General features: G+C 69.7%; 17 protein-coding genes. 7 read left to right on the forward strand and 10 right to left on the reverse strand.

Annotated features, from left to right (window positions below):
• Window positions 1-11: 11 nt before the first annotated feature.
• From RQG84_RS09030 to RQG84_RS09050, 5 genes are all read right to left on the reverse strand, one after another.
• Window positions 12-1,979 (reverse strand): heavy metal translocating P-type ATPase, encoded by a 1,968-nt coding sequence (locus RQG84_RS09030; protein ID WP_311209767.1) that lies wholly within the window; start codon window positions 1,977-1,979, stop codon window positions 12-14.
• A gap of 400 nt (window positions 1,980-2,379) precedes the next feature.
• Entirely contained in the window at window positions 2,380-3,108 is a 729-nt protein-coding gene (locus RQG84_RS09035) for a cytochrome c biogenesis CcdA family protein (protein WP_257729916.1), read from the reverse strand.
• Complete coding sequence (locus RQG84_RS09040) at window positions 3,108-3,674, reverse strand: TlpA disulfide reductase family protein (RefSeq protein ID WP_311209768.1); 567 nt, start codon at window positions 3,672-3,674, stop codon at window positions 3,108-3,110. The genes RQG84_RS09035 and RQG84_RS09040 overlap by 1 nt, the downstream gene beginning before the upstream one ends.
• Window positions 3,671-4,183 (reverse strand): DUF305 domain-containing protein, encoded by a 513-nt coding sequence (locus RQG84_RS09045; protein WP_257729918.1) that lies wholly within the window; start codon window positions 4,181-4,183, stop codon window positions 3,671-3,673. Before RQG84_RS09045 ends, RQG84_RS09040 begins: the two co-directional genes overlap by 4 nt.
• A gap of 48 nt (window positions 4,184-4,231) precedes the next feature.
• Window positions 4,232-4,618 (reverse strand): hypothetical protein, encoded by a 387-nt coding sequence (locus tag RQG84_RS09050; protein ID WP_311209769.1) that lies wholly within the window; start codon window positions 4,616-4,618, stop codon window positions 4,232-4,234.
• Between the two features lie 268 nt (window positions 4,619-4,886).
• Between RQG84_RS09050 and RQG84_RS09055 the strand changes: the two genes are divergently transcribed.
• The 4 genes from RQG84_RS09055 (at window position 4,887) to RQG84_RS09070 (ending at window position 7,591) form a co-directional block, all read left to right on the forward strand.
• The gene (locus RQG84_RS09055) at window positions 4,887-5,327 is read left to right on the forward strand and encodes a hypothetical protein (protein WP_311209770.1); all 441 of its coding nucleotides are present in this window, start codon (window positions 4,887-4,889) and stop codon (window positions 5,325-5,327) included.
• A gap of 84 nt (window positions 5,328-5,411) precedes the next feature.
• Window positions 5,412-5,966, forward strand: a complete 555-nt coding sequence (locus RQG84_RS09060; RefSeq protein ID WP_311209771.1) for a DUF305 domain-containing protein — start codon at window positions 5,412-5,414, stop codon at window positions 5,964-5,966.
• Window positions 5,967-6,074: 108 nt separating this feature from the next.
• Entirely contained in the window at window positions 6,075-6,845 is a 771-nt protein-coding gene (locus RQG84_RS09065) for a hypothetical protein (RefSeq protein ID WP_311209772.1), read from the forward strand.
• Between the two features lie 65 nt (window positions 6,846-6,910).
• Window positions 6,911-7,591, forward strand: coding sequence for a DUF3152 domain-containing protein (locus tag RQG84_RS09070; RefSeq protein ID WP_311209773.1), 681 nt, complete (start codon window positions 6,911-6,913; stop codon window positions 7,589-7,591).
• 317 nt (window positions 7,592-7,908) lie between these two features.
• Here the strand turns inward: RQG84_RS09070 and RQG84_RS09075 are convergent, their stop codons facing one another.
• Both RQG84_RS09075 and RQG84_RS09080 read right to left on the reverse strand, forming a co-directional pair.
• The gene (locus RQG84_RS09075) at window positions 7,909-8,172 is read right to left on the reverse strand and encodes a metal-sensitive transcriptional regulator (protein ID WP_311209944.1); all 264 of its coding nucleotides are present in this window, start codon (window positions 8,170-8,172) and stop codon (window positions 7,909-7,911) included.
• Between the two features lie 17 nt (window positions 8,173-8,189).
• Window positions 8,190-8,591, reverse strand: coding sequence for a DUF302 domain-containing protein (locus RQG84_RS09080; RefSeq protein ID WP_311209774.1), 402 nt, complete (start codon window positions 8,589-8,591; stop codon window positions 8,190-8,192).
• Between the two features lie 130 nt (window positions 8,592-8,721).
• On the opposite strand from RQG84_RS09080, the gene RQG84_RS09085 reads away from it, so the two are divergent.
• Together RQG84_RS09085 and RQG84_RS09090 are read left to right on the forward strand one after the other, a co-directional pair.
• Window positions 8,722-10,884 (forward strand): MMPL family transporter, encoded by a 2,163-nt coding sequence (locus RQG84_RS09085; RefSeq protein ID WP_311209775.1) that lies wholly within the window; start codon window positions 8,722-8,724, stop codon window positions 10,882-10,884.
• Between the two features lie 80 nt (window positions 10,885-10,964).
• Window positions 10,965-11,180 (forward strand): DUF2892 domain-containing protein, encoded by a 216-nt coding sequence (locus RQG84_RS09090; protein WP_311209776.1) that lies wholly within the window; start codon window positions 10,965-10,967, stop codon window positions 11,178-11,180.
• Window positions 11,181-11,676: 496 nt separating this feature from the next.
• Here RQG84_RS09090 and RQG84_RS09095 read toward each other — a convergent pair whose 3' ends face one another.
• On the reverse strand, window positions 11,677-12,738 hold the full coding sequence (locus RQG84_RS09095) for a hypothetical protein (RefSeq protein WP_311209777.1): 1,062 nt from the start codon (window positions 12,736-12,738) through the stop codon (window positions 11,677-11,679).
• A gap of 28 nt (window positions 12,739-12,766) precedes the next feature.
• Window positions 12,767-13,885 carry an alpha/beta hydrolase fold domain-containing protein gene (locus RQG84_RS09100; protein ID WP_311209778.1) on the reverse strand — a complete coding sequence of 373 codons (1,119 nt, stop codon included), beginning with the start codon at window positions 13,883-13,885 and terminating at the stop codon, window positions 12,767-12,769.
• Between the two features lie 64 nt (window positions 13,886-13,949).
• Here RQG84_RS09100 and RQG84_RS09105 point away from each other — a divergent pair, with 64 nt between their 5' ends.
• A complete protein-coding gene (locus RQG84_RS09105) occupies window positions 13,950-15,125 on the forward strand; it encodes a serine hydrolase domain-containing protein (protein WP_311209779.1) in 1,176 nt (391 codons plus the stop codon).
• 588 nt (window positions 15,126-15,713) lie between these two features.
• Here the strand turns inward: RQG84_RS09105 and RQG84_RS09110 are convergent.
• The gene (locus RQG84_RS09110) at window positions 15,714-16,718 is read right to left on the reverse strand and encodes a superoxide dismutase (protein WP_311209780.1); all 1,005 of its coding nucleotides are present in this window, start codon (window positions 16,716-16,718) and stop codon (window positions 15,714-15,716) included.
• Window position 16,719 lies beyond the last annotated feature (1 nt).

Raw genomic sequence — 16,719 nt, forward strand, 5'->3', positions numbered from 1 at the left:
ACGATCCGGCGTCAGTGCTGGGAGGCCTTCGCGGGACTCGGCGCGTCGACCGTGCCCCCGCTGGCTGTCTCGGGGCGCAGGTCCAGACGTCGCAGCAGCTGGGCGTTCAGCGCCACGACGACCGTCGACAACGACATGAGCACGGCCCCGACCGACATCGGCAGGACAAAGCCGACGGGGGCGAGGATGCCGGCGGCGAGGGGGACCGAGATCAGGTTGTACCCGCCCGCCCACCACAGGTTCTGCTTCATCTTGCGGTACGCGGCGTTCGACAGGTCGATCACCGAGACGACCGAGCGAGGGTCGTCGCTGGCCAGGATGACGCCTGCCGAGGCGATGGCGACGTCCGTGCCGGCCCCGATGGCGATGCCGACATCGGCCTGCGCGAGTGCGGGCGCGTCGTTGACGCCGTCTCCGATCATCGCGACCTTCCGGCCCTCGCGCTGCAGCTCCTCGACCTTCTCGGCCTTGTCCTCGGGCCGCACCTCGGCGAAGTACCGCTCGATCCCGAGCTCGGCCGCGACGCTCGCGGACACCGCCTCGGCGTCCCCGGTGAGCATGGCCACCTCGACGCCCCGAGCGGCCAGCGCGGCGATGGCCGCCTGGGACTCCGGGCGGATCTCGTCCGCCAAGGCCAGACCGCCAGCGAGGACCTCGTCGACGACGACGTGCAGGATGATGCGCCCGTCGGCTCGCCACGCCCCAGCAGTCTCGACCTCGCCCAGCCCCAGCTCGGCCAGGAGGCGAGGACCGCCGACGCGTACCTGGCGACCCTCGACCGTCGCGGTGACCCCCACGGCGGGGGAGGACGCGAACCCCGTGGCGGCGGGAACGTCGAGGTGGCGCTCGGTTGCAGCTCGGACGATGGCTTGGGCCAACGGGTGCTCGCTGTCAGCCTCGGCCGCTGCCGCCAGGCCCAGGACCTCGTCCTCGAGGAAGCCGGCAGCCGGTGCCACGGCCGTGACAGTGGGCTCGCCCTTGGTGAGGGTCCCGGTCTTGTCGAACAGGACAGTGTCGACCGTCCGCATGCTCTCCAGGGCCAGGCGGTCCTTGACGAGGACGCCGCCTCGCGCTGCCCGCTCGGTCGCGATGGACACCACCAGCGGGATGGCCAGTCCGAGCGCGTGCGGACAGGCGATGACCAGCACGGTGATGGTCCGCATCACCCCCTGCTCAGGCGTCCCGACCACAGCCCACACCAGAGCCGTGACGGCCGCCGACGCGAGTGCGAACCAGAACAACCACCCGGCGGCGGTGTCGGCGAGGCGCTGGGCCTTGGAGCTCGAGCTCTGGGCCGCTGCGACGAGGCGTTGGATGCCGGCCAGTGCGGTGTCGTCGCCGGTGGCGGTGACCTCGATCCGGATGCCGGAGTCGGTCGCCACGGTGCCGGCGGTGACGACCTCGTCGACGGTGCGCGCGACGGTGCGTGACTCCCCGGTGACCATCGACTCGTCCATCTCCGCGCGGCCGTCGACGATCCGGCCATCGGCCGGGACGCTGCCGCCGGGTCGGACGACGACGATGTCGCCGACGCGCAGGTCGGCCGGTGCCACCGTCACGACCTGGTCGCCCTCGACCCGTTCGGCCTCGTCGGGCAGCAGCGCAGCCAAGGAGTCCAGCGCCGAGCTCGTCTGGGCCAGGGAGCGCATCTCGATCCAGTGCCCCAGGAGCATGATGACGACCAGCAGCGCGAGCTCCCACCAGAAGTCCAGCTCGTGGTGGAGCAGACCCAGGCTCGCGCCCCAGGAAGCAACGAACGCGACCGTGATGGCCAGCGCGATGAGCAGCATCATCCCGGGCGCCCTTGCCCGGATCTCGCCGACGGCGCCGGTCAGGAATGGACGCCCGCCCCAGACGTACATGACCGTCCCCAGTGCGGGGGAGACCCAGGAGAGGCCCGGGACGTCCGGCAGCTCGTAGCCGATGATGCTCGCGAACATCTCCGAGAACACGACGACCGGCACGGCCAGCGCGAGCATCACCCAGAAGAGAGACCGGAACTGCGCGGCATGGTCACCGTGCCCTCCATGACCCCCGTGGTTGCCGTGCCCAGCGTGCCCGTGGTGTCCGCCATGGGAGACCGGCTGTTCTGGGCCGCCGTGGTCGTGGTGGGAGTCAGTCTGCGGGTTGTCGTGTTCGCTGTGCGGCGCGCTCATGATGCCTCTTGCCTGGGTCGGATTCTCAGGACTGGATGGAAGGGAGGTCTGTACTACCTTGATCGTATACCCCCCTGGGGTATCTCTCAAGGGTCCTTAGGGGCGCCCCTCCAGGTGACGGTGCGGCCGGCGCATCGTCACCTGTGCGGGCGAGAACGCGCAACGCGCTCGGTCGCGAGCGGCAGTACCCCTCGACCGCGTACAGCAGCCCGAAGGTTCTGCGTCACAAGGGCGCGACGTAGGACAGTGACCACCGCTGCAGCGCGCTGATGAGATCGAGCCAAGCCCCCGTCAGCAGCAGGACGCCCACGGCGATCATCATCACGCCGCCGGTCACCTGAAGGGCCCGATGGTGGCGCCGGACCCAGCCGATGGCGCCGAGCATCCGCCGGTAGGCGACCGCAGCCAGGACGAACGGGACGCCCAGACCGATGCAGTACATGGCCGTGAGGAACGCGCCCCGGCCTGCGTCTGCCGTCGTCGTCGACATTGACAGCACGGTCGCCAGGGTCGGGCCGATGCACGGGGTCCAGCCGACGCCGAACATCGCCCCGATGGCGGGCGCCGCGCCCAGGCCGACACGGTTGATGACCGTCCGCCCCACCTCCTGCTGCCCGAACCGGGTCAGACCGATGAAGCCGAGACCCAGCACGATGGTGACGATGCCTAGGACGACGTTGATGACCCGCTGGTGCTCGAGCAGGCGGAAGCCGATGGCACCGAAGACGGCGCCGTAGGAGATGAAGACGGCGCTGAACCCCAGGACGAACAGGGCGGCTCCGGTGGTGACCCGAGCCCGGTGCCCTGAGAGGTCGGCTGCACTCAACCCGCTCACGTACGACAGGTAGCCGGGCAGCAGCGGGACCAGGCAGGGCGAGAAGAACGACACGAGTCCTGCTGCGACCGCGATGAGCGAGGCGATGAGCAGGGGGCCACTGGCGACGGTCTCCATCAGGGGGCCGCCTCTGCCGACACGTCCTCGATGAGTCCCTTCAGCGTCGGGTAGGTGACGCGGTCCAGGACTCTGACCGCTACGCGGCCCTGACGGTCCAGGACGTAGGTGGTGGGCACCGCGGCTGCCGGCAACGGTTCAGCGAACCGCGCCAGCAGCGACCCGGACGAGTCGCTGATACTCGGGTAGGGCACGTCCTGCTTCCTGGCGAATGCCAGGGAGGTGGTCGCGCTCTCGCGCACGGCGACGCCGAGGAACGGGACGTCGCCCTCGAGCTCGTTGGCGAGGCGGTTCAGGACGGGTGTCTCGGCACGACAGGGTGGACACCATGATCCCCAGACGTTGATGACGGCGACTTGGCCGTGCCACTGCGCGGTCGAGACGGGCTGGCCCTCGAGGTCCGCTCCGGCGATCTCCGGGCCCGGGACGCGGTCTTCGGGTGCCAGGCGGGTGATGCCGACCGGATTCGCGGAGTCGTCCCCGGTCTTGGTCGTGCCGCCGACCACGCCGCAAGCCGTGAGTGCTGCGATGAGCACTGCGGCCAGGCTTGCGCGGACGATGTTCATCGGTCCTCCAAGAGGTTCCGCAGCGCGGCGGACTCTGCCGTCCGGTCCTCGACGAGCCAGCTCGAGATCGACTTCAGCGAGGGCTGGCGGCCGCGCTTCTGGTAGGCCTCGGCCTGCTCGATCGCTGCCTCGTTGGCGCTGATGAGGCGCTCCAGCACCTTCTCGCCTCGTGCGTCGTCGGTCGCTGTCGGGAACGCCGCCAGCGGATGCTCGCGGCGGTGCTCTGCGGACTGGGCAGGTGAGAGTGGGTCCCGGACGGCGCCGATGAGACCGTCGATCGCGCGGATCTCGATGTGCGCTCGTCGCGCCCAAGCCGCTGCTGCTCGCCGCACGGCCGGGTCCTTCTCGGCGGCTGTTGCCCGGTCGGCGAACGCGATGGTTCCCCGTAGGTGGGACGCCGCCTCGGCGGCGTAGTCGTAGTCGGCGGAGTTGTAGGTGCTGCTGTACGGCGCGGTGCCGCTGCACGCTGACAGTGCGGCGGCGCTCGCCAGGAAGAGGGCGGTTCTCATGGGTGCCTTCGTGCTAGATCGGACTTCGGGCGCGGCAACGGGCCCCGATCAGCAGGTCAGCAGGCCCGTGGGATGAACCAGCAGCGGCGCGGACCACGCCGTGCGTAGGTAGGCGATGCTGGCATCGAACGTGTGGCGCATGCGAGGTAGTCGGCGCCACGACGAGCGAGTGCGAGCCAGCGTGAAGCCGAGCACGAGCAGGAAGGCGAGGCAGATGGCGAGAGCCCCGCAGTGCCCCAGCGAGCTGTCCGGAGTCGTCGGATCGCCGGCGGGGTCCAGGTCATGGACGGACGCTGCCGCCACGACGAACGCTTCGTCCTTTGCACCTGAGCTGGCGCTGTCGTCTGAGTTCAGCTGCACCGCGGCGACCCCGAGCAGGAAGACGAGCGAGGCGAGGAGAGCGAGCACGAGAGGGCGCCGCGATGCACCGCTCATCTCACGTCACCTGCCTCGTCCAACGCTTCGGGACACCTGTTCAACTACCGTTCGTAGTACTTCCTCGTCCCGCCGGATCAACGAGCCGGCCCACGTCAGGAGTTCCCCATTGCGCCGCATTGTCGCTCTCGCCGCACTCTGCGAAGACCGAACGGGCAAACAGCAGGACTCCAGGGCGGCGCTCTTCCGTTCCCATGTCGAGGTCTTGATCTGTGCGGAGCCCGGCGCTAACGCACTCTGTGGGGCCCGCTCGCTACCATCAGGACTCATGGGTGCCGTCCGGGGACTGTGGTCGTCGCCAGCACGCTTTCGCGTCCTGCTGGTGTTGCTGGCGCCTGCCCTCGTCGTCGGCATCATCGCGATGCACCAACTGCTCTCCACCGCCGCTTCGACCACCCCGTCCGCACCGTCTGTGGCTGTGGCGTCGGCGGGCCACGGCACAGAGCCCGCCGACCACCTGGCGACGTCGGGCACGTCGACCCACGGCGAGGGCGATGAGCACTCGTCCATGGCGCAGCACTGTGGTGGGCTGCTCGCGGCATGCCTCGCGTTGCTCCTGACCGTCGCCGGCCTGCTGCGGTGGCGCCACGACCGCTCCTGGCGGGTGCTGTGGCTTCGCGCCCGTCCGACTCGCTTCAGCACCGGTCACATCAGAGACCGCCTCGAGCACCTGACCCCACTGGAACGCACCACCGTTCTGCGCTGCTGAGGAGCGGCCGAGCCCCGGACCTCTCGGGGCGAGCGCACACAACCACCTCATTGCACCCACAGGAGAACAACGATGCGTACACGCATGCTTGCAGCGACCCTCGTCGCTGCCGCGGCCGCCTTGGCCGCCTGCTCGAACACCGGGGACGCCGACCCGTCGGCGGACTTCAACAAGGCCGACGTCACCTTCGCCCAGGAGATGATCCCGCACCACCGTCAGGCGACCGAGATGGCCGAGATGGCTGCCTCGAGGACCGAGAACGCCGACGTTCTCAAGCTCGCAGAGGAGATCTCGGCTGCCCAGGGCCCGGAGATCGAGACCATGACCGGGTGGCTGGAGTCCTGGGGAGAGGACGTCCCCGAGGACATGGGATCGATGTCCGGCATGGACCACTCAGGAATGGACTCGATGCCCGGAATGATGTCCGCCGACGACATGGCAGAGCTCGAGGACGCGCAGGACGCGACGTTCGACGAGATGTTCCTGACCATGATGGTCGAGCACCACGAAGGCGCGGTCGAGATGGCTAGGGCTGAGCAGAAGGACGGCAAGAGCGCCGACGCTGTCGAGCTGGCCGAAGAGATCGAGGTCGCCCAGACCGAGGAGATCTCCACGATGCGCGAGCTGCTCGGCTCCTGAGCCGAGCACGCCCAAACCGGTCGTCTTCCCGGCGGCCGGTTTGGGCAACCGGCTGCCATCATGCGCACCTTCACCCCTGCCAGGCGTAGCACCATCCTCGCTGCCCTGATGATCCTGCTGCTCGGCGCCTGCGCCGACCCCCAAGCCGAGCCCACTGGCGTGTCAGCGTTCGGCCATGTCCACGGTCTCGGCCTCAACCCCCAGGACGGACGGCTGTACGTCGCCACGCACAACGGCCTGTTCGTCGTGGACGACGGAGAGGCTCAACGTGTCGGGCACCTCGAGCACGACCTGATGGGATTCGCCGTCGTCGGACCGGACACGTTCTTGGCCAGCGGTCACCCTGTCTCTGGCGACCTGCCTGACCCCATGGGTCTCGTCCGCAGCGACGACTACGGCCTCAGCTGGGAACCGGTCAGCCTCGTCGGTGAGTCGGACCTGCACAGCCTCGACGTCGAGGACGACACCATCGGCGCCTACGACTCGACCAATAGCCGGGTCCTGATCTCCAGGGACGCGGGCCGCTCCTTCGACACGCTCGCCGAGGTCGAGGCCATCGACACGGCCCTGCTGGATGCCGACACGGTCCTCGTGGCCGGCACCGATGGCGTCCTGAGCCTCGTCGACGACGAGGGCATCGAACGACTGGAGGGCACACCCGGGCTCGCCTTCGTCGACCGCGCCAGGCAGGGCCTCGCTGCCCTCGGACCTGACGGTCAGGTGTGGGTCTCAGGCGATGCGAGGTCGTGGTCGGGGCGGGGTCAGCTCGACGGCGTCCCGGCGGCCCTCGAGACCGGCGGCCCGCGTTGGCATGCGGCAACATCGACCGGAATCTACACCAGCAGCGACCAGGGCGCGTCGTGGAAGAAGCTGCTGTGACGAACGGCGGCCGTCACCGGTCCCCACCACGGGCGCGCGGTCGTCGCTGGGTCGCGGCTACCGCCGTGGCGGTCACAGTGTTCGCGGCTGCGGCCGGCACGTTGAAGTCGCAAGGGGATGCTCCTGGTCGCTCGGTCGGCGCCGCCCCCACAGAGCCGGTGAGCGTGGACGGCACACGTTCCTACGACCTTCGCCCGGTGCGCCCGAAAGGCACCGCCACGACACCGAACGACGTTCCTGCGAGCGGATCAGGGACGTTCACCACCGCGAGAGGTGACAGTGAACGGGCCGGGACCGCAGGGCGTTTGGTGGAATACCGCGTCGAGGTCGAGGGAGGGCTCGGCATCGAGGTCGAGGACTTCGCCCGCGCGGTGGAATCGACCCTCGCCGATGGGCGGGGCTGGACCAACGGTGGCGCGTACACCTTTCAGCGCACAGCGACCGCACCGCTGCGGGTGGTGCTGGCCAGCCCCAAGATGACGGACCGGCTCTGTGCGCCGCTCCAGACGCGCGGGGAGGTCTCGTGTCGCAACGGTGCTGACGTCGTCATCAACGCCCGCCGGTGGACCAAGGGCGTCCCCTACTACGAGGACATAGAGGACTACCGGGACTACGTCATCAACCACGAAGTCGGACACAGTCTCGGGTTCGGGCACGAGGTCTGCCCTGCGCCAGGTCGACCCGCGCCGGTCATGCTCCAGCAGACCCTCGGTCTCCAAGGCTGCACACCAAACCCTTGGCCGTGACGTGCCGTGCCGGCCGGATCGCCGCCCAGCACCTGCCCGTCGAGAAGGGTTGCAGTGAACCCTCCTCGCCGATGACTGTGTCGGCGACCCGAGCTACGGTGCAGTGCACAGGGTGACACCTGTCATCCCACACCATCTATGCACGCCTGAGAGTCCTTCGGTGCGTGGGGGAGCCGCATGCTTGCGGACTCCCCGCTACCACGAGAAGGCCCCCTCACCGGAGACGGTGAGGGGGCCTTCGTCATGCGCAACCGTTCTCCGTCAGGTGGGCGTGACATGCCGTCATTGCCGGGGGGACCAACGAGCGGCTGCGATCGTCAGGCGAGGGCGAGGAAGAGCTTCTCCATCTTCTTGGCGTCGACGCCGTCCGGTCCGTCTCCCTCGGTCAGGCAGTGCTGCATGCCCGTGGCGACGATGGCGTAGCCGGCGCGGGAGAGGGCCTTGTTCACGGCGGCCAGCTGGGTCAGGACCGACTCGCAGTCCGATCCCTCCTCCATCATGCGGATGACGCTGCCGAGGTGGCCGTGGGCCCGCTTCATGCGGGTGATGATGGCCTTGATCTCCGCCGGCTCCAGGCCCATGGCGTCGGGGGTGGGCATCAGGCCTTCTCCACGGCCTGGAGGGCGCCGGCGAGGCGGGCGCGAGCGTCGGTCGCCACGTCGCGGAGCGCGTCGGGGGCGTCGCTGGCCATCGTGATCATGGCCTGTGGGTCGAAGGCCTCCACGACGGTGACGTCACCGTCGCGTCGCACCACGACGTTGCAGGGCAGCATGGCCGCGATCGAGGGGTCGGCCTCCATCGCCGCATGAGCGAGCTGCGGTCGGCAGGCACCGAGGATGATCTGCGGTTCCACGTCGACGTCCAGCTTGGTCTTGAGCGTGGCCTTGATGTCGATCTCGGTGAGCACGCCGAAGCCGGCCTCGGCCAGCTGGTCGCGCACCAGCGTCACGGTGTCGTCGTAGTCGTGGCGGCTGGTCACCTTCATGGTGAAGTCGGTCATGGGTTCTCCTCGGGCTCGGTCGGGCAGGCGCCCACCATTATCCTACAACCCCCGGGGGGGATGTGTTACGGTTCCGAGTTGTATCCCCCCGGGGGGTTCAAAGAATCCGCTTATCGAGCCTGGAGCAGCCATGACCATCACCAGCCACCGGCGCAGCAGCACGCCCCCCGAGAAGACCGGCGACGCCGTCGGTCCGCTCGGTCGGCTCGGCACATGGGTCACCCACCACGGCCGGTTGGTCATGGTCGTCTGGCTGCTGGTCGTCGTCGGCCTCGGCGTGTTCGCGCCCAAGGTTGAGCACAACCTCTCCGGCGCCGGCTGGCAGGCCGACGGCTCGGACTCCGTCGCCGCGCGCGAGCTCGCGGTCGAGCACTTCGGCGGCAACGCCTCCTCCGCCATCCAGGTCGTGGTGCACGACGAGAACGGGTCGGTGACCGAGGGCCGCGGCGCCGAGGTCCTGGCACAGGTCAAGGCCCAGCTGGCCGACGACCCCCGAATCGCGAACATCGTCGACCCGATGCCGGGCGCGACGCTGTCCCAGGACGGCAGCACCGCCATCGTGCTGGCGGGTGCCGGTGCCGACACGAACGAGATGGTGCGCGCCGCGACCGACCTCAAGGACCCGCTCCAAGCGCTCTCGGGCAACGGGATCCAGGTCAACCCCACGGGGTCGTCGCTGCTGTGGTCCGACTTCAACGAGGCCAACCTCGAGGCCATGCTCACCTCGGAGATGATCTCCCTCCCGGTGACGCTGACCATCCTGGTCCTGGCCTTCGGCGCCCTCGTGGCTGCCGGGCTGCCCCTGATGCTGACCCTGGCAGGCCTCATCGCCTCCGCGGGATCGCTGGTGCTGATCAACGAGCTGGTCCCGGTCTCCATCTGGGCGATGAACTTCGCGATGATGTTCTCCCTCGCCCTGGGCATCGACTACGCGCTGCTGATCGTCGCCCGCTACCGCGCGGCCCGCTGGGGATCAGGACACTCGCCCCGTCGGGCGGTCGCCGAGACGATGGACACCGCGGGCAAGGCCGTCCTGCTGTCCGGGATCACGGTGCTCATCTCCCTCTCGGCCGTGATGCTCGTTCCCTCTCCCTCGTTCCGCTCCATGGCCGGCGGCATCATGCTGTCCGTCGCCTTCGTGCTGGCCGCGACCCTCACACTGCTGCCGCTGGTCCTGTACTCCCTTGACCACCGCATCAACAAGCTGTCGCTGCCTTGGGTGCGCGCCGGGGAGCACCGCTCCGCCCGCTTCGCCGCCTGGGGCGAGCGTCTCTGGCGTCGGCCCGTCCTGTGGGGCGGTGCATCGGTGGTGCTCCTGGTCGCCCTCGCCGCCCCCGTGCTCGGGCTCAACACCGCCATGCCCTCGATCAAGGTGCTGCCCGAGGAAGCCTCTGCCCGTGTCGGCTACGACCGCGTGCAGGAGTCCTTCGGCGACGGCGCCCCCGGCACGCTCCAGATCGTCGTCGACCGGGCCGACGCCGAGCAGGCCACAACCGTGCTGACCGAGGACGCGGGCATCGCCGCGGCCATGCCCGCCCAGCCCGCCCAGGACGACACCGACCTCGCGATGGTGCAGGCGGTCCCCACCGTCGACCCCTCCGACCCGGCCCTCGCCGAGACCGTCGACCGGCTGCGCGCCGATCTGCCCGACTCCGCCTTCGTGGGCGGCGCAGCAGTAGAGAACCTCGACCTCAAGGACCAGCTCGACGCCTCCACACCGCTGGTCCTCGGCGTCATCCTCGTGCTGGGCTTCCTGCTCCTGCTCATCGCCCTGCAGGCGCCGCTGATCGCGCTGCTCGGCACGCTGGTGAGTCTGCTGTCCACCGCGGCGGCGTTCGGCGTCGCCCGACTGGTCTTCCAAGAGGGCTACGGCGCGAGCCTGCTCGGCTTCGAGAGCCAAGGCTTCCTCGACGCCTGGGCGCCGGTGTTCTTCTTCGCGATGATCTTCGCCATCGCCATGGACTACACCGTCTTCCTGCTCGCCTCAGCCAAGGAGCACTACGAGCGCACCGGTGACCCCAAGGAGGCCATGGTCGGCTCCCTGGCCCACTCCGGCCGGGTGATCTTCGCCGCCGGCGCAGTCATGGTCGCGGTCTTCTTCACCTTCGCCCTGTCGGGGCCCCTGCCCCCCAAGGAGATGGGCATCGTCCTCGGCGTCGCCGTGCTCCTGGACGCCTTCCTCGTCCGCCTCGTCCTGCTGCCGGTGCTGCTGCGGCTCACCGGTCACGCCGCCTGGCACGTCCCCGGCTGGTTGCGCCGCGTGCTGCCGAACATCACGTTCGCCCACGGCTGACCCCCAGGCCGGGCCGGCCCGCGACACCCCCTGGACCGGGCCGGCCCCAACCACCCCCTCACGCAACCGAAGGAGACGACGTGAACATCGACCAGGCGGTCATGGCCATGGCCGGCATACTCGTCCTGACCGGAACGGTCCTTGCGCTCACGGCGTCGGCGTGCTGGCTCGCCCTCCCAGCCTTCGTCGGGCTCAACCTGCTGCAGGCGAGCCTGACCGGGTTCTGCCCCGCGGCGATGATCCTGCGCCGAGCGGGCCTGTCCCCGGGGTGCGCCTTCGCCGGCCGGGACAGGTAGTCGATCCGTCCACGTCGGTCCGGCTGCTCCAACTGGGTTGGTAGGCCACGCGGTCTGTCTCCAGCGGCGATCCCCGCCAAGCATCGGTTCTCGCCCCCTGGGCGCGACCCGGGCCCGCCAGTGAGCGACGGAGGGGTGAACTCGGAAGTGCGCGGTCCGGGGACGGCCGCTGTAGTGTGCAGGATTCACGGAGTGACAACTGTCATCCCATCGTCCTCTACCACGCTCGGAAGCACTTCGGTCTGCGGCGGAAAGACGCTTTCGCGCTCTCTCCCCGCTACCACGAGAAGGCCCCCTCACCGGAGACGGTGAGGGGGCCTTTGTCATGTGCAACCGTTCTCCCGCCGGGTGAGCGGCTCCTGAGGCACGGCCCTGACGATCGACGACACTAGGGGGCGGTGTTCGCCAGGCATGGCAGCACGAGCCCCTCCTTCGTCCTCGGGTCAGCACCGCCCGGCCCGTCCTCCTCGGCGAGGGGCTGCGGAGCCATCCGTGGTCATGGAGCTGTGGTCAGCTTCGGAGGCGGCAGCTCGAGCACGTGAGAGGTGCGCAGGCGCCACATGAGGTGTGCGGTGCCCAGCCGCGTGCGCCCGAACCCGTCGAGCGGGTCGAAGCCGAGCGTCTGCTCCATGGTGTCGATGCGGTCCTGCATGGTGCTGTGGTGGACGCCGGCTACGCGTGCGGCCTGGCGGACGGTGGCAGTGCTGATGACGGCCTTGACCGTGGAGAGGCCCCAAGGGTGGGTCATGATGCCGGCCAGCCGCTCGACGTCGGGGCTGGTCGTGGTTTCACTCGTGTCGGCGAGCAGGCCCACGAGCCCGCCGAGGTCGTCTGCGCGGACCAGGGGGGTGGTCGGGGGCTCGCACAGCCGAAGGGCCACGAGGGCGGTGCGGAACGAGCGGTGCAGGTCGACGGGTCGGGTGGCGATCCCGACTCCACAAGGACTGGCCTCCGGGTGGTCGGTATCGGCCGGGACGACCACGGCATGGATGGGCCCGAAGCGCGTCGGGACGACGTCCTCGGGTCCGGAGGGATGGGACTCCCAGACGGCGAACAGGGGAGCCGCGGCGACGCGGTAGACGCGGTCGACATCCAGCCCGAGTGCCGTCGCAGAGACGAGGCGCTGGTCCTCTGCCACCGTCTCGTCGACCAGAAGCCCGAAGTGTCTGCGGTTGTCGAACTCTCGGCGCCCGTGCCCGTGACGGATGCGCACGGCCAGGGCCAAACGTTCCAGGATGATGGCGTCGTTGGGCTGCGCCGGGCCCTCCCGCTCGAGCCAGACCTGGAGGTCGCCAGCCGGTGTGGCGATCATCTCGGGGCGAGGCGTAGGGGTGGGCGTCTCCGGGGGCACGTGGTGTCCGTCGGGGGTGATGCGGATGGTCCGGGCGGGGGAGCGCTGGCGGAAGCCTGCCGGGCAGGCCGCGAGGGACGCGGCGGAGGCCAGCAGGGCGCGGGTGTTGACGTTGCCCACGACGAGCTCGTCGAAGCAGGCGATAACGCGCAGGCCGAGGCTCGCGCTGGGATCGAGCCGTGCGATGCGGCCGAGGAGCTCCTGCATCTAGCTCACCTCCGGTGAATTGGTGTCGTCAGTCGGCAAGGATCTTCTCCACCCAGGAGTTGCGGGCCGCGATCATGCTCCGACCCACGGTCGTGTGGGGGGCGAAGATGTCGCAGGCGTGGAAGGCGCCGGACCAGACGTGCAGCTCGGCGTCGCCTCCCGCGCGCCAGATGCCGTTGGCGTAGTCAATGGCCTCGTCGCGGAAGATCTCTGCTGCGCCCACGTCGATGAAGGCCGGCGGGAGGTCGGCGAGGTTCGTGGCGCGGGACGGGGCGGCGTAGGCAGAGACCGAGCTGGATCCACGGGCGTCTCCGAGCAGGGCTTCCCAGCCGGTGATGTTGCTGATCCGGTCCCACACGCCGACCCCGTCGAACTGTGAGGTCGATGCCGTGGTGCACCGGTCATCCAGCATCGGGTAGTCGAGCACCTGCCCGCAGAGGCTGGGTCCGCTGCGGTCGCGAGCGGCCAGGGCCAGACCCGCAGCCAGGCCGCCACCGGCACTCGCGCCGGCCACCATGATGCGGTCGGTGCGCATCCGGAGCCGCTCAGCGTTGTCAGCGAGCCAAGACAGAGCGCCGTACATGTCCTCCCGGCTGTAGGGGTCCGGGAATTCCGGCGCGAGGCGGTACTCCACGGTCACGAGCGCTGCGCCCAACTCGTCGACCCAGTCCAGCACAAGGTCGATGCCGCTGAAGCGGTCGCCGAACATCAGGCCCCCCGAATGCGCGTATAGCACGACGGGCACTCGGCCGGTCGCGTCACGGTGTCGCAGGACCGAGAGCTCCAGCGGGCTTCCCTCGTGGCCGCGGAACGTGTGGTCTCGGCGCTCGATGCCGCGGTCGTGCAGAAGGTCCTCCAGCGGCGGGGACGCGTAGGACGTGCGCATGAAGTCGATCAGGTCCGGGGTAATCGTCGGGGGGAACATGCCGCCCACCACCGAGAGCCCCGCCCTCAGCTCGGGATCGAAGGCCGGTCGTGCCGGGCCAGAGGTCGGCATCACGTCTCCTTCCAGGTGGTGATGCACGGAGGCTACCCCGGGGCGACGCCGCTGACCATGATTCGGCGGGCGATGGGGGTTCGGCCCGCCACGTGGCGGGCCCAGGGTGCCGATCTGCGTCGCGCCGTCGGTTCCTGCCGCGCCGCTCACCAGCGAGTGTGACGTGGGACACCGTTCACGAAACCATCGTGGACCCGAACCTTCAGAGGTCATCATGAGCAGAACCATCGACGGCAGCGGCATCGACCGGGTGCTCCAGAACGCCGTGCAAGGAGGTGCCGTGCCGCACGTGGCGGCCATCGCTGCGGACGCCGACGGCATCTTCTACGAGGGCGGAGCGGGCGCCCGAATCGTCGGCGAGTCCGACGACCCGGTGACGACGGCGACGCAGTTCCGCATCATGTCGATGACCAAGATGGTCGCGACGACCGCGGCCTTGCAGCAGGTGGAGCGCGGTGAGCTCGACCTCGAAGCTCCGGTCGAGCAGTACTGCCCTGACTTCGCCGACGTGAAGGTCCTCGACGGCTTCGACGGCGACGAGCCGATCCTGCGCGAACCCGCCAGCAAGGCGACCGTGCACCAGCTCGTGACCCACACGTCGGGCCTGGGCTACTGGTTCTGGAACGACCAGCTCGTCAAGTACGAGGCCGCGACCGGTGTCCCCAACGTCGTGCCCGGCACGATGGAGGCGTTCAGGGCCCCGCTCGTCGCCGACCCCGGCACCGAGTACGTCTACGGCATCAACACCGACTGGCTCGGTCGTGTCGTCGAGTCCGTCGCCGGAAAGAAGCTCGATGCCGTCATCCGCGAGAACATCACCGACCCCCTCGGCATGACCGACACCGCCTTCATCCTCGACGAGGCGCGCTACGCCAACGCCGTCACCGTCCACGTGCGCGGCGAGGACGGCGGATGGGTCTCGGCCGGTGAGATCCTGAACCAGCAGCCCGAGTGGTACGCCGGCGGACACGGCCTGTACTCCACGCCGCGCGACTACATCCGCTTCGAGCGAGCCCTGCTGCGCGGCGGCGAGCTCGACGGCGAGCGCATCCTGCAGCAGGAGACGGTCGACGCCGCGTTCACCAACCAGATCGGCGACCTCGACTTCCCGGCCGAGATCCCGACCGCCGACCCGGCCATCACGGACACGATGTACGCGGGTCCGGGGCACAAGTGGGGTTTCGGTCTGCTGCTCAACACCGAGGACGTCCCCGGACGTCGCCGAGCCGGCACCGGCGCCTGGGCGGGGCTGTTCAACACCCACTTCTTCATCGACCGCACCACCGGCATCGCCGCCTCGATCTACACGAACTCGCTGCCGTTCATCGGGCACGACGACGCGTGGAAGATGTACGGGGACTTCGAGGATGCGCTCTACGCAGCCCTCTGAGCCAGACCCCCGATCTCGATGCCCTCACCCTGGGTGAGGGCATCGACGTTGATTCACCGAGGGCACGACCGGCCCGCGGTCTCAGCGACGCCTCGGCGACACGTGCCCAAAGCTTCTGTCACCGCCTCTCTGGCGGGCGCTCGGTCGTGCCGGCGTCTCGGTCGTCAGCCGACGTTCGGGTGACTTGCACACGGGCCTTCGCGGTCGCGGTAGCGTGCAGGATCCACGGGGGTGACACCTGTCATCCCATCGTCCCCACCCACGCTGAGAAGGCTCTCGCTTCGTGGCGGGAGGGCGCTTCTGCGCTCTCTCCCCGCTACCACGAGAAGGCCCCTTCACCGGAGACGGTGAGGGGGCCTTCGTCATGATCTGGACCCGCGCCGGTGAGGGGCGTCGGAGCCGGGCCGTGGACAGCGTCGAGCAGCATCGCCCCGTGGTCCGCGGGCTCTCGTGTGACCGGTCTCGTCGTCGACCTGCCACCTCACGTCCGCGTCGGCGAAGGAGCAGACGTGTCGGTACCCCAGCTGGCCAGGAGTTGGAGCCGCTCCTCCGAAGGGCTCCCTGGCTCACCCGGTCGCGTGCTGCCGGTCAGCGACCTCGGGGAGCGTCGACCCGCGTGATCCAGTACTCCGTGGTGGGGGTCGGCGGGGTGCTGAACCGCGCGTTCGGCAGGTAGAGCGAGCGGCCCGCGCGTGCGACGGTGGTCGGGACGTCGAAGTCATCGTTCGTGATGGTGCTCCGGAGGGTGCCGGAGCGACCATCGCGTGACAGCTGCACCACGGCGACCTGGTTCAGCCGGTTCTGCACCGCGTAGAGGGTGCGTCCCTCGCGCAGCAGGCCGTCGCCGTTGGTCAGTTTCGCGCCGCCGAGGTCGACCCTCGTCGTCGCACCGGTGCGCGGGTCGACCCGGTAGAGGCCGCCGTCGGAGCTGTTGACCACGAGCAGGGCCGAGCCGTCAGGGGTGTCGCTGATGCCGTTGGCCGCGTTGGTGCCGGACGGCGCCTGGACCCAGTCGCCGGTCAGGGGCAGCGGGGTGGCTGCAGCGGGTAGCGCGCCACCTCGGCCGAGGTCGAGGCGGAACAGGGTCGCGCGGCGTGAGTCGGTCACCCACACCGTGTCGCCCGAGATCAGCACGTCGTTGACGAACGACTCGCCCGTGGCCAGCTGGTAGGTGCGCAGCAGCGCGCCGGAGCGCGAGTCGACCACCCGCAGGGTGCCGGAAGGACCGCCGGCCACGAAGAGGCGGCCGCGCTGGTCGATCTTCAGGCCGACCGACGCGGTGCCGGGGCCCTGGCTGATCGTCGTGGTGCGGCCCGTGCGCAGGTCGGCGCGCAGGATGTCGCCGTCCAGGCGCGAGCCCAGGTAGGCCTGGTTTCGGGGACCGATCGTGATGCCCTCGGGCTGGAAGTTGTCAGGCAGCTCGATGCGGTCGGGGAACGTCTGGCGGGCACCGTGCTGGCCCGCGGGCGAGCCCGGCTCGCCGGCCACCGCAGCGGGAGCGGCGAGCGCGGGCGTGGCAGCCAGCGCGATCGCGCCGATGCCCACCGCGAGGCGGGAGCGGTGGGAGCGGGAGGAACGGGGACGAGGTGACACG

The sequence above is a fragment of the Aeromicrobium sp. WCS2018Hpa-31 genome, from assembly GCF_031843905.1.
In the GTDB taxonomy this organism is placed as follows: domain Bacteria; phylum Actinomycetota; class Actinomycetes; order Propionibacteriales; family Nocardioidaceae; genus Aeromicrobium.